11 protein-coding genes are annotated in these 11,926 nt (G+C 60.0%); 6 read left to right on the top strand and 5 right to left on the bottom strand.

Annotation, left to right across the window (positions count from 1 at the left end; genetic code table 11):
- Positions 1–86: 86 nt before the first annotated feature.
- From AB4N43_RS12230 to cysN, 3 genes are all read left to right on the top strand, one after another.
- Positions 87–845: a Nif3-like dinuclear metal center hexameric protein gene (locus AB4N43_RS12230; RefSeq protein ID WP_027924546.1), complete on the top strand. Its 759-nt coding sequence runs from the start codon at positions 87–89 to the stop codon at positions 843–845.
- Between the two features lie 207 nt (positions 846–1,052).
- Complete coding sequence (cysD, locus tag AB4N43_RS12225) at positions 1,053–1,970, top strand: sulfate adenylyltransferase subunit CysD (RefSeq protein ID WP_460154097.1); 918 nt, start codon at positions 1,053–1,055, stop codon at positions 1,968–1,970.
- Between the two features lie 9 nt (positions 1,971–1,979).
- A complete protein-coding gene (gene cysN, locus AB4N43_RS12220) occupies positions 1,980–3,878 on the top strand; it encodes a sulfate adenylyltransferase subunit CysN (protein ID WP_027924548.1) in 1,899 nt (632 codons plus the stop codon).
- 110 nt (positions 3,879–3,988) lie between these two features.
- On the opposite strand, the gene AB4N43_RS12215 is transcribed toward cysN, so the two are convergent.
- The 3 genes from AB4N43_RS12215 to AB4N43_RS12205 are packed head-to-tail and all read right to left on the bottom strand — an operon-like array spanning position 3,989 to position 7,393.
- On the bottom strand, positions 3,989–4,894 hold the full coding sequence (locus tag AB4N43_RS12215; RefSeq protein ID WP_027924549.1) for an acyltransferase: 906 nt from the start codon (positions 4,892–4,894) through the stop codon (positions 3,989–3,991).
- A complete protein-coding gene (gene pta / locus AB4N43_RS12210) occupies positions 4,895–6,994 on the bottom strand; it encodes a phosphate acetyltransferase (RefSeq protein ID WP_027924550.1) in 2,100 nt (699 codons plus the stop codon). It lies immediately after the preceding gene.
- A 60-nt stretch (positions 6,995–7,054) separates the two neighbouring features.
- Positions 7,055–7,393: a DUF3565 domain-containing protein gene (locus tag AB4N43_RS12205; protein ID WP_194940803.1), complete on the bottom strand. Its 339-nt coding sequence runs from the start codon at positions 7,391–7,393 to the stop codon at positions 7,055–7,057.
- Here AB4N43_RS12205 and AB4N43_RS12200 point away from each other — a divergent pair.
- The 3 genes from AB4N43_RS12200 to AB4N43_RS12190 all read left to right on the top strand — a co-directional run bounded on the left by AB4N43_RS12200 (position 7,362) and on the right by AB4N43_RS12190 (position 9,713).
- On the top strand, positions 7,362–7,847 hold the full coding sequence (locus AB4N43_RS12200; protein WP_045061434.1) for an FKBP-type peptidyl-prolyl cis-trans isomerase: 486 nt from the start codon (positions 7,362–7,364) through the stop codon (positions 7,845–7,847). The two genes, AB4N43_RS12205 and AB4N43_RS12200, sit on opposite strands and share 32 nt — an antisense overlap.
- A gap of 122 nt (positions 7,848–7,969) precedes the next feature.
- Entirely contained in the window at positions 7,970–8,452 is a 483-nt protein-coding gene (locus AB4N43_RS12195; RefSeq protein ID WP_027924552.1) for a glutathione peroxidase, read from the top strand.
- Between the two features lie 157 nt (positions 8,453–8,609).
- A complete protein-coding gene (locus tag AB4N43_RS12190) occupies positions 8,610–9,713 on the top strand; it encodes an NADH:flavin oxidoreductase (protein WP_059181609.1) in 1,104 nt (367 codons plus the stop codon).
- Positions 9,714–9,829: 116 nt separating this feature from the next.
- Here AB4N43_RS12190 and AB4N43_RS12185 read toward each other — a convergent pair whose 3' ends face one another.
- Positions 9,830–11,029: a glycosyltransferase family 4 protein gene (locus AB4N43_RS12185; RefSeq protein WP_027924554.1), complete on the bottom strand. Its 1,200-nt coding sequence runs from the start codon at positions 11,027–11,029 to the stop codon at positions 9,830–9,832.
- Positions 11,030–11,069: 40 nt separating this feature from the next.
- Positions 11,070–11,822 carry a sulfate transporter CysZ gene (cysZ, locus tag AB4N43_RS12180; RefSeq protein ID WP_027924555.1) on the bottom strand — a complete coding sequence of 251 codons (753 nt, stop codon included), beginning with the start codon at positions 11,820–11,822 and terminating at the stop codon, positions 11,070–11,072.
- Positions 11,823–11,926 lie beyond the last annotated feature (104 nt).

The raw sequence follows: 11,926 nt of genomic DNA, 5'->3' as shown, positions 1-11,926 counted from the left end.
GGTTGCAGGCGGTATGAGACCGCCCATAATGTCGCGCATTATACGAGGCCAAGCGCGCCTCTGAACGGGATATTTAGGAGTCTTTTATGGCCGTCGCCCTGAGCACCCTGGTCGAAGAAGCCGACCGTTACCTCTCCAGCGCCAAAATTGCCGATTATTGCCCCAACGGCTTGCAGGTCGAGGGCCGGCCGCAAGTGATGCGCATTGTCAGTGGCGTCACAGCCAGCCAGGCACTGCTGGACGCGGCGGTCGAAGCCGAGGCCGATCTGGTGCTGGTGCATCACGGTTATTTCTGGAAAGGCGAGAACCCGTGCATCACCGGCATGAAACAGCGTCGATTGAAGACCTTGCTCAAGCACGACATCAGCCTGCTTTCTTATCACTTGCCGCTGGATCTGCACCCGGAAGTCGGCAACAACGTGCAACTGGCACGTCAGCTCGACATCACCGTCGAAGGTCCGCTGGATCCGGACAATCTTAAAGTTGTTGGCCTGGTCGGTTCGTTGAGCGAACCGATGACGCCGCGTGATTTCGCCCGTCGCGTGCAGGAAGTCATGGGCCGCGAGCCGCTGCTGATCGAAGGCAGCGAGATGATCCGCCGGGTCGGTTGGTGCACGGGCGGCGGTCAGGGCTACATCGATCAGGCAGTGTTGGCCGGTGTCGATCTTTACCTCAGTGGCGAAGCCTCCGAGCAGACCTTTCACAGCGCGCGGGAAAACGACATCAGCTTCATCGCCGCCGGCCATCACGCCACCGAGCGTTATGGTGTCCAGGCACTGGGTGATTATCTGGCGCGCCGGTTTGCCCTCGAACATATCTTCATTGATTGCCCCAATCCTATTTGAGGGTTTGTGCAAATTCTGTGAACAGCACCCTTCAAGAATGTGGGAGGGCGTTTGCTTCCGCATGGGGCTGTGGCGCCCAAACGAGGGGGTATATTCATATACCCTTTCGATCTAGTTGGCGTCCTGATTAGAAGAGGTCGCTGTGCTAGGATTCTTCGCTCGAACACGGCCCGCTGGCCGTCCATAAGATCGTTTTCGTGAGTAGCCATGGTCGACAAACTGACGCATCTGAAACAGCTGGAGGCCGAAAGCATCCACATCATCCGCGAGGTCGCCGCCGAGTTCGATAACCCGGTGATGCTGTACTCCGTCGGTAAAGATTCCGCCGTGATGCTGCACCTTGCGCGCAAGGCGTTCTTCCCGGGCAAGCTGCCGTTCCCGGTGATGCACGTCGACACCCGGTGGAAGTTCAAGGAAATGTACGCGTTCCGCGACCGCATGGTCGAAGAGCTCGGCCTTGACCTGCTGGTACACGTGAACCCCGATGGCGTTGCACAGGGCATCAACCCGCTGACCCACGGCAGTGCCAAGCACACCGATATCATGAAAACCGAAGGCCTCAAGCAGGCCCTCGACAAGTATGATTTCGATGCCGCTTTCGGTGGTGCCCGTCGTGACGAAGAGAAATCCCGCGCCAAAGAACGCGTGTATTCCTTCCGCGACACCAAGCATCGCTGGGACCCGAAAAACCAGCGTCCAGAGCTGTGGAACGTCTACAACGGCAACGTCAACAAGGGCGAATCCATTCGTGTGTTCCCGTTGTCGAACTGGACCGAACTGGACATCTGGCAGTACATCTACCTCGAAGGCATCCCGATTGTGCCGCTGTATTTCGCCGCCGAACGCGACGTCATCGAAATGAATGGCACCTGGATCATGATTGACGACGAACGTCTGCTCAATCACCTGAGCGATGAAGACAAGGCGCGCATCGTCAAGAAGAAGGTCCGTTTCCGTACGCTCGGCGACTACCCGCTGACCGGTGCGGTCGAGTCCGAGGCTGTCACGCTGACCGACATCATTCAGGAAATGCTCCTGACGCGAACTTCCGAACGCCAGGGCCGGGTCATCGACCACGATGGCGCAGGCTCGATGGAAGAAAAGAAACGTCAGGGTTATTTCTAAGGGGTTGTCATGTCGCACGTATCTGATTTGATCAGCGAGGACATCCTCGCCTACCTGGGCCAGCACGAACGCAAGGAAATGCTGCGCTTTCTGACCTGTGGCAACGTCGATGACGGCAAGAGCACCCTGATCGGGCGCCTGCTGCACGACTCCAAGATGATCTACGAAGATCACCTGGAAGCCATTACCCGCGACTCGAAGAAAGTCGGCACCACCGGTGATGACATCGACCTGGCGTTGCTGGTCGACGGCCTGCAGGCCGAGCGTGAGCAGGGCATCACCATCGATGTCGCTTACCGCTATTTCTCCACCGCCAAGCGCAAATTCATCATCGCCGACACCCCCGGCCATGAGCAGTACACCCGCAACATGGCCACCGGTGCATCCACCTGTGACCTGGCGATCATCCTGGTCGACGCCCGTTATGGCGTGCAGACCCAGACCCGTCGCCACAGCTTTATCGCTTCGTTGCTGGGCATCAAACACATCGTTGTGGCCATCAACAAGATGGACCTCAACGGCTTCGACGAAAATGTCTTTGAGTCGATCAAGGCCGATTACCTGAAGTTCGCCGAAGGCATCGCCTTCAAGCCGACCACCATGGCCTTCGTGCCGATGTCGGCGCTCAAGGGCGACAACGTGGTGAACAAGTCCGAGCGCTCGCCGTGGTACACCGGCCAGTCGCTGATGGAAATTCTGGAAACCGTCGAAATCGCCAGCGACCGCAACTACACCGACCTGCGTTTCCCGGTGCAGTACGTCAACCGTCCAAACCTGAACTTCCGTGGTTTCGCCGGCACCTTGGCCAGCGGCGTCGTGCACAAGGGCGACGAAGTCGTTGTGCTACCGTCAGGCAAGAGCAGCCGAGTGAAATCCATCGTCACCTTCGAAGGTGAGCTGGAGCATGCCGGTCCAGGCCAGGCAGTGACGCTGACCATGGAAGACGAAATCGACATCTCTCGTGGCGACTTGCTGGTACACGCCGACAACCTGCCGCAAGTGACCGACGCCTTCGACGCCATGCTGGTGTGGATGGCCGAAGAACCGATGCTGCCGGGCAAGAAATACGACATCAAGCGTGCCACAACTTATGTGCCGGGTTCGATCACCAGCATCGTCAACCGCGTTGACGTGAACACCCTGGAAGAAGGTCCGGCCAGCGCTTTGCAACTGAACGAAATCGGTCGGGTCAAGATCAGCCTCGACGCGGCCATCGCGCTGGACGGTTACGCAAGTAACCGCACCACCGGTTCGTTCATCGTCATTGATCGTTTGACCAATGGCACCGTCGCCGCTGGCATGATCATCGCTCAGCCGGTGGCCCATGGCAGCGCTACGCACCATGGCAAGCTCGCTCACGTCGCCACTGAAGAACGCGCCCAGCGCTTCGGCCAGCAACCGGCCACCGTGTTGTTCAGCGGCCTGTCGGGCGCTGGCAAAAGCACCCTGGCCTACGCGGTTGAACGCAAGCTGTTCGACATGGGCCGTGCGGTGTTTGTGCTCGATGGTCAGAACCTGCGCCATGACCTGAACAAAGGTCTGCCACAGGATCGCGCCGGGCGTACCGAGAACTGGCGTCGTGCGGCACACGTAGCGCGTCAGTTCAACGAAGCCGGTTTGCTGACCCTCGCAGCCTTCGTTGCACCGAGTGCTGAAGGTCGTGAGCAGGCCAGGGAACTGATCGGCAAGGAGCGTTTGCTGACCGTTTACGTCCAGGCCTCGCCGACTGTTTGCGCCGAACGTGACCCGCAGGGTCTGTACGCGGCGGCCGGGGATAACATCCCGGGCGATTCCTTCCCATTCGATGTGCCGCTGGATGCTGACCTTGTGGTCGATACCCAGTCGCTGTCGCTGGAAGAGAGCGTCAAGCAGGTGCTGGATCTGCTGCGTGGCCGCGGCGCGATCTAAGCGCTAAGCCGGCCATAAAAAACCCGCCGATGAGTGATCATCGGCGGGTTTTTTTGTGTCCTTAAGATCGCCATCGCGAGCAAGCTCGCGATGAGGCCGGAACGCGCGCCTCAAGACTTGGCTGGATACTCCCGGTGCATCTGCCCCAGCAACGCATCCTTATCCAGCCACAGCTGGTTGATCCACCCCTGAAACTGCAATCGATACTCGCCATCCTGGTCGTAGTTCTTGCCAATAAACTGCGGCGGTATCTTCAGCTCCTGAAAATGCACGACCACGTCCTTCACATTCCCGCAGAGCAAATCCCAATAGCCCGGACGGCCGCCCGGATAGTGAATCGTCACGTTGACGATGGACTCCAGCTGCTCGCCCATCGCATCCAGCACAAACGCAATGCCACCGGCCTTGGGTTTGAGCAAATACTTGAACGGTGATTTCTGCTGGGCATGCTTGCCTTCGGTGAAGCGCGTGCCCTCGACGAAGTTGAAAATCCCCACCGGGCTGTTGCGAAACTTCGCGCAGGTCTTGCGGGTGGTTTCCAGGTCTTTGCCTTTCTTCTCCGGGTGCTTTTCCAGGTACGCCTTGGAATAGCGCTTCATGAACGGAAAGCCCAGCGTCCACCACGCCAGACCAATCACCGGCACCCAGATCAGCTCCTGCTTGAGAAAAAACTTCAGCGGCTGGATGCGACGGTTGAGCACGTATTGCAGCACCATGATGTCGACCCAGCTCTGGTGGTTGCTGGTGATCAGGTACGAGTGCCGATAGTCCAGGCTTTCCAGGCCACTGAGGTGCCAGCGGGTGCGGCAGACCAGGTTCATCCAGGCCTTGTTGTTGCTGATCCACGCTTCATGGGTGTGGCTCATCAGCCAGCGCGTGAAACGCTGGGTGATGGCGAACGGCAGCACCTTGAAAATCGCCACGCAGAACAGAAACGAGCACAGCAGAATGGTATTGAGGGCCAACAACAACGAGGCAATCACGCCGCGCATGGCGGCAGGCAGGGAATCCAGCATTTAAACATCCATAGGTCGGTTGGCAGCCTGGATCGCGGTCAACGCGATGGTGTAGACGATGTCATCGACTTGCGCACCGCGCGGCAGGTCGTTCACCGGTTTGCGCAGGCCTTGCAGCATCGGCCCGAGACTCACGCAGTCGGCGCTGCGCTGCACGGCTTTGTGGGTGGTGTTGCCGGTGTTCAGGTCGGGGAACACGAACACCGTCGCGCGACCGGCGACCTGGCTGTTGGGGGCCAGTTGCCGGGCGACGGTTTCGTTGGCGGCGGCGTCGTACTGCAACGGGCCGTCGATCAGCAGCGAGTTTTGCTGTTCGTGGGCGAGCAGCGTCGCCTCGCGGACCTTCTCGACTTCTTCGCCACTGGCGGACTCTCCGCTGGAATAGCTGATCATCGCCACGCGCGGAGTGATGCCAAACGCGGCCGCCGAGTCGGCGCTTTGCAGGGCGATCTCGGCCAGTTCGCTGGCGCTCGGGTGCGGGTTCATCACGCAGTCGCCGTAGACCAGCACTTCTTCGGGGAACAGCATGAAGAACACTGACGACACCAAGGTGCAGCCCGGCGCGGTTTTAATCAGCTGCAGGGCCGGGCGGATGGTGTTGGCGGTGGAGTGAATGACCCCGGAGACGAGGCCATCGACTTCATCCAGCGCCAGCATCATGGTGCCGATCACCACAGTGTCTTCCAGTTGCTGCTCGGCCATCGGCGCGTTGAGGCTTTTGCTTTTGCGCAGGGCAACCATCGGCTCGACATAGCGTTCGCGGATCAGGTCCGGGTCGAGAATTTCCAGCCCCGGCGGCAGCTCGATGCCTTGGGCGCGGGCGACGGCTTCGACGTCCGCCGGTTTCGCCAGCAACACGCAACGGGCAATGCCACGGGCCTGACAGATCGCCGCGGCTTGTACGGTCAACGGCTCGCTGCCTTCTGGCAACACGATGCGTTTGTTCGCCGCCTGGGCACGCTGGATCAATTGATAACGGAACACGGCGGGCGACAGGCGCATCTCACGCGGGGTACCGCAGCGCTGGTGCAGCCAGTTGGCATCGAGATGGCTGGCGACGAAGTCGGTGATGATCTCCGCACGCTCGCGGTCGTCGATCGGGATTTCCTTGTTCAAACCGTTCAACTGGTTCGCGGTGTCGTAGGAGCCAGTGCTCACCGACAGCACCGGCAAACCGGCCTGCAAGGCGCCACGGCAAAGGTCCATGATGCGCGGGTCGGGCAGGGTGTCGCTGGTCAGCAGCAGGCCGGCCAGCGGCACGCCGTTCATGGCCGCGAGGCTGACGGCGAGGATGATGTCGTCGCGATCACCCGGCGTCACCACCAGCACGCCGGGCTTGAGCAGCTCCACGGTGTTGCGCATGGTGCGGGCGCAGATGATGATGTTGGTCATGCGCCGGGTTTCATAATCGCCGGCATTGAGGATTTGTGCGCCCATCAGGTCGGCGACGTCGCGGGTGCGCGGCGCATTCAATTCCGGCTGGAACGGGATGCAGCCCAGCAAACGGAAATCACCGCTGCGCAGCAACGGCGAGTGTTCCTTCAAGCGCGTGGCGAAGACGTCCATGCTTTCGTCGGTCTTGACCTTGTTGAGGATCACGCCGAGTACTTTCGGGTCCTTCGGCCCGCCGAACAATTGGGCCTGCAATTCCACGCGGCCGGAGAGCTCGGTCAGGGCTTCGCTTTCTGGCGCGGAGACCAGAATCACGTCGGCATCCAGGCTCTTGGCCAAATGCAGATTGACCCGCGCGGCGTAACTGGCGCTGCGGGTCGGGACCATGCCTTCCACGACCAGCACGTCCTTGCCGACGGCGGCTTGCTGATACAGGGTGATGATTTCTTCGAGCAGCTCATCCAGCTGGCCATCACCGAGCATGCGCTCGACGTGCGCCAGGCCGAGCGGCTGCGGTGGCCGTAAACCGTGGGTGCGCGCCACCAGTTCGGTGGACCGCTCCGGGCCGGTGTCGCCCGGGTGTGGCTGGGCAATCGGTTTGAAAAAACCGACCTTGAGGCCGGCACGCTCAAGGGTGCGCACCAGCCCGAGGCTGATGGAGGTCAGACCCACACCAAAATCGGTGGGTGCGATAAAAAAAGTTTGCATGCGGATTCTCTAAGGGAGCATGGCAAAGGCGATCGTTTATACCTGACGATCTACCGAAATTCAGTCGCCAAGGTTATCGCTAACCGGGCCTTGTGCGCACCAACCGCAATCAAAGGGCTGGCCTATTTTTTCAATACGTTGCGCGGGATCCAGGACCCAGGCACGCGATTGCCACGGTGGCTGGTGGCGCAGGTGCTGAGTATGGCCGCAGGAAAGCTCGGCCACCCAATGCCCGTCCTCATCCTGATGGAAACCGGTGACCGTTGCGCTTGGCGTCGCCAACCTTCCGTCCGGGTTGTGTTCGCTTTCGGGCGATGGCTTCGCTAAACTTGGCCTTTCTTCATTCTTATGCAAAAGGTCTCGCCCCATGCTGATCGCCGCCAATAAGGCTGTCTCCATCGACTATACCCTGACCAACGACGCTGGTGAGGTCATCGACAGCTCCGCCGGTGGCGCGCCGCTGGTCTACCTGCAAGGCGCAGGTAACATCATCCCGGGCCTGGAAAAGGCTCTGGAAGGCAAAGCTGTCGGCGACGAGCTGACCGTAGCCGTTGAACCTGAAGATGCCTATGGCGAGTACGCTGCCGAACTGGTCAGCACCCTGAGCCGCAGCATGTTCGAAGGCGTCGACGAACTGGAAGTGGGCATGCAGTTCCACGCTTCCGCTCCGGACGGCCAGATGCAGATCGTCACCATTCGCGATCTGGACGGCGACGATGTCACCGTCGACGGCAACCACCCGTTGGCCGGTCAGCGCCTGAATTTCCAGGTCAAGATCATCGACATCCGTGACGCCAGCCAGGAAGAAGTCGCTCATGGTCACGTCCATGGCGAAGGTGGCCATCACCACTGATTTTCTGCGCTAAGCTCAGAGAACTGGAGAGGCGCCCGAGGGCGCCTTTTTAGTCGGCGGCTGTCCCTGGCGGCATTGCCAAGTGGCTGTTTCGAGAAGAACACGGGAATTTGGAGTTCGTCATGAGTGCTTTTCACGACCTTAAGTTGACAGCCCTGGATGGACAGGAGCTACCGCTGGCGCCTTTCAAAGGGCAAGTCGTGCTGGTGGTCAACGTCGCCTCCAAATGTGGCTTGACCCCACAGTACGCGGCGCTGGAAAACCTCTACCAGCAATACAAAGGTAAGGGTTTCAGCGTACTCGGCTTGCCTTGCAACCAGTTTGCCGGGCAGGAGCCGGGTTCCGAACAGGAAATCCAGGAGTTTTGCAGCCTCAACTATGGCGTGACCTTTCCGTTGTCCAGCAAACTGGAAGTCAACGGTCATGAGCGTCATCAGCTGTACCGCCTGCTGGCGGGCGAGGGCGCGGAATTCCCGGGTGACATTACCTGGAACTTCGAAAAATTCCTGCTGGGCAAGGACGGTCGTGTGCTGGCGCGGTTTTCCCCGCGTACGGCGCCGGATGATCCGACGATCGTGCATGCGATTGAAAAAGCGCTGAGCTGACACCCCCAAAAATCGCAGCCCTCGGGCTGCGATTTTTTATGCCTGCCTTTTGTCCCTTAATCACTCAGATCAATAGTGCTGGGCTTGGCTTTGAACTGCACATATTATCGCCGTCATAAAATTCCATCCCGTCGATATCGTTTTCGTGGAGTGCCCCATGCCCGTTAAAGCCCTGTTCAAACCGTTCCACCTCGGCACCCTCGAACTGCCGACCCGCGTCGTCATGGCGCCGATGACCCGTTCGTTTTCACCGGGTGGCGTGCCTAATTCCAAAGTGATCGAGTACTACCGTCGTCGCGCCGCCGCAGGCGTCGGCTTGATCATCACCGAAGGCACCACCGTCGGTCACAAGGCGTCGAACGGCTACCCGAACGTGCCGCATTTCTACGGTGAAGCCGCGCTGGCCGGCTGGAAGAAAGTTGTCGATGCGGTGCATGCCGAAGGCGGCAAGATCGTTCCACAGCTGTGGCATGTCGGCAGCGTGCGCCGTATCGGCACCGAACCGGATGCGAACGTGCCGGGTTACGGCCCGTCAGAAAAACTGAAAGACGGTCAGGTCGTGGTTCATGGCATGACCAAACAGGATATTCAGGACGTGATCGCCGCGTTCGCCCAAGCCGCCAAGGATGCCCAGAGCATCGGCATGGACGGCGTGGAAATCCACGGTGCCCACGGCTATCTGGTCGACCAGTTCTTCTGGGAAGGCAGCAACCAGCGCACCGACGAATACGGTGGCGATCTGGCCAACCGTTCACGTTTTGCTATCGAACTGATTCAAGCGGTGCGCGCCGCGGTCGGTGAAGGTTTCCCGATCATCTTCCGTTTCTCGCAATGGAAGCAGCAGGATTACACCGCGCGTCTGGTGCAAACCCCGGAAGCGCTGGGCGAGTTTCTCAAGCCGTTGTCCGACGCTGGCGTGGATATTTTTCACTGCTCGACGCGCCGTTTCTGGGAGCCGGAATTCGACGGTTCCGAGCTGAACCTGGCCGGCTGGACCCGCAAACTGACGGGCAAACCGACTATCACCGTGGGCAGCGTGGGCCTGGATGGCGAGTTCCTGCAGTTCATGGTCAACACCGACAAGATTGCCCAGCCGGCGAGCCTGGAGAAACTGCTGGAGCGTCTGAACAACGACGAATTCGATCTGGTGGCGGTGGGGCGTGCGTTGCTGGTTGATCCGGATTGGGCGCAAAAAGTACGAGACGGTCGAGAGGAAGACATCCTGCCGTTCAGCCGAGAGGCGTTGATGACGTTGGTTTAAGTCGCGTCTGGAAGGGCCTCTTCGCGAGCAGGCTCGCTCCCGCAGGTTTTGAGTACGACACAGAACCCCTGTAGGAGTGAGCCTGCTCGCGATGACTGACCCAATGTCACCAACCATCAAGGGACAGTCGATGCAGTCGGCACCACCAACTCCCCCACACAAGCCCCCCGCAACTGCCCCTCGAACTGCTCGATAATCGCCGCCCAACCCTGCCGGCTCGCATGCTGTCGCGCATTCAGGCGCACGCAGCGCAAGGTCTCGCGCTCTTCCAGCAGCCACACTGCCGCATCACAGAACGCCTCTTCATCCCCCGGCATCGCCAGCACGCCGTTATAGCCATGACGGATATGTTGAGCGGCGGCCGCCTGATCGTAAGCGACCACCCCCAATCCCGACGCTAATGCCTCAAGCACCACATTGCCGAACGTTTCGGTCATGCTCGGGAACAGAAATACGTCACCGGATGCGTAGTGACTGGCCAACGCTTCGCCGCGTTTCGAACCGCAGAAAACCGCCTCGGGCAGTTCCTGCTCCAGCGTCGCTCGTTGGGGGCCGTCGCCGATCACGATCAAACGCAGGTTGCGCTGGGGATAAGTGGCCTTCAGTGCGTCGAAACTGCGCTTGAGCAAGCCGAGGTTTTTCTCCGGGGCCAAGCGCCCGACATGAATGATCGCGATGTCGTTCTCGGCCAATCCCCATTGTTCCCGCAGCGATGCCAGCCTTTTGCTCGGATGAAACAATTGGCTGTCGACCCCCCGGGAGAGCAATGCCAGGCGTTCGAAGCTGCGACGCTCAAGCTCCATGCGCTGACTGGGGCTCGGCACCAGGGTCAGGGTCGAACGGTTGTGGAACCAGCGCAGGTAGTGAGTCAGCAATCGCGTCAGCAACCCCAGTCCGTATTGGTTGGAGTACTGCTGAAAGTTGGTGTGAAAGCCGCTGACCACCGAAATCCCCAGCCGCCGTGCCGCACGCAATGCAGACAAGCCCAGCGGCCCTTCAGTGGCGATGTAGAGCACGTCCGGGCGATGCCGGGTCCAGCGCCTGAGCAACTTGTGCATCGACGACTGGCCCCATTGCAGGCCGGGATAGCCCGGTAGCGGCCAGCCGCGGCACAACAGCAAATCATCGTCACTGCTCATCTGCAGATCACACAGTTGGCGTGGCCGGACCAATTCCACCTGATGCCCGCGCGCGCGCAAACCGTCGCACAAACGGCCAAGGGTATTGGCCACGCCGTTGATTTCCGGAGGGAATGTTTCAGTGATCAGGGTGATATGCAGAGCTGTCGTCATGACCTCAGTGTGGGCTGAGGCCATGTCGTCATTGTGGCGCTTTGATGATGGATTTATGACCTGATCAGCGCTGGGCCACCAGATTCTCCGCGCCGCGCTCACGCACCCAGAACAACGTCGCGCCCGCCACGGCGGCCGGCATCATCAGAATGTTGACCACCGGGATCAACAGCACCAGATACACGCTGCCGCCGAAGCTCATGCTCTGCCAGCGCTTCTGCCGAAGCCAGGCGAGCATCTCGTTCCAGCCCAGCTTGTGGTTGTCTGCCGGGTAGTCGATGTACTGGATCGCCATCATCCACACCCCGAACAACAGCCACAGCGGCGCAGCAATGATGTTGACCACCGGGATGAAGGACAGGATGAACAGCCCGATCGCCCGGGGCAGGAAGTAGCCGAGTTTGCGCATCTCCCGGGACAGGGTGCGCGGAATCATGGCGATCAGTTCGCCCCAGCTGAAGGACGGGAAGTCGTCGGTGCCGCGCACCACCACTTCGACTTTCTCCGCGAGGAAGCCGTTGAAGGGCGCGGCGATGACGTTGGCGAGCATGGTGAAGGTGAAAAACACCATCAACACCACCAGCACCACAAAAATTGGCCAGAGGATGTAGCTGAGAAAACTCAGCCAGTCGGGCAGGGTCGGCATCAGCGTATCGACCCACACACTGAATTGATGGCCAGCCAGATAAATCAATCCGACGAACAGCACCAGGTTGATGGCCAGTGGCAACAACACGAATAAACGCAGGCTGGGGCTGAGGACCAACTTGAGGCCTTCACGCAGGTATTGCGGTCCGGACAGGACGGGTGCGGGCATAACGTGCTCCGGGCAGAGGGAAACGCGCCGACCTTACCGGCTTTGCCGAAAGGGGGAAAGCGCGGCGGCGGTATCGACATTCACTGTAACAAAGACGCCTATAT

This window comes from Pseudomonas sp. S2_B07 (genome assembly GCF_054668435.1).
Note: the sequence above shows the minus strand (reverse complement) of the source record. Positions and strands in the feature narration are given on the sequence as shown.

Coding starts and splice junctions, on each gene's coding strand:
- AB4N43_RS12230 (WP_027924546.1), top strand. CDS start 87: ATGGCCGTCGCCCTGAGCACCCTGGTCGAAGAAGCCGACCGTTACCTC.
- cysD (WP_460154097.1), top strand. CDS start 1,053: ATGGTCGACAAACTGACGCATCTGAAACAGCTGGAGGCCGAAAGCATC.
- cysN (WP_027924548.1), top strand. CDS start 1,980: ATGTCGCACGTATCTGATTTGATCAGCGAGGACATCCTCGCCTACCTG.
- AB4N43_RS12215 (WP_027924549.1), bottom strand. CDS start 4,894: ATGCTGGATTCCCTGCCTGCCGCCATGCGCGGCGTGATTGCCTCGTTG.
- pta (WP_027924550.1), bottom strand. CDS start 6,994: ATGCAAACTTTTTTTATCGCACCCACCGATTTTGGTGTGGGTCTGACC.
- AB4N43_RS12200 (WP_045061434.1), top strand. CDS start 7,362: ATGCTGATCGCCGCCAATAAGGCTGTCTCCATCGACTATACCCTGACC.
- AB4N43_RS12205 (WP_194940803.1), bottom strand. CDS start 7,393: ATGGAGACAGCCTTATTGGCGGCGATCAGCATGGGGCGAGACCTTTTG.
- AB4N43_RS12195 (WP_027924552.1), top strand. CDS start 7,970: ATGAGTGCTTTTCACGACCTTAAGTTGACAGCCCTGGATGGACAGGAG.
- AB4N43_RS12190 (WP_059181609.1), top strand. CDS start 8,610: ATGCCCGTTAAAGCCCTGTTCAAACCGTTCCACCTCGGCACCCTCGAA.
- AB4N43_RS12185 (WP_027924554.1), bottom strand. CDS start 11,029: ATGGCCTCAGCCCACACTGAGGTCATGACGACAGCTCTGCATATCACC.
- cysZ (WP_027924555.1), bottom strand. CDS start 11,822: ATGCCCGCACCCGTCCTGTCCGGACCGCAATACCTGCGTGAAGGCCTC.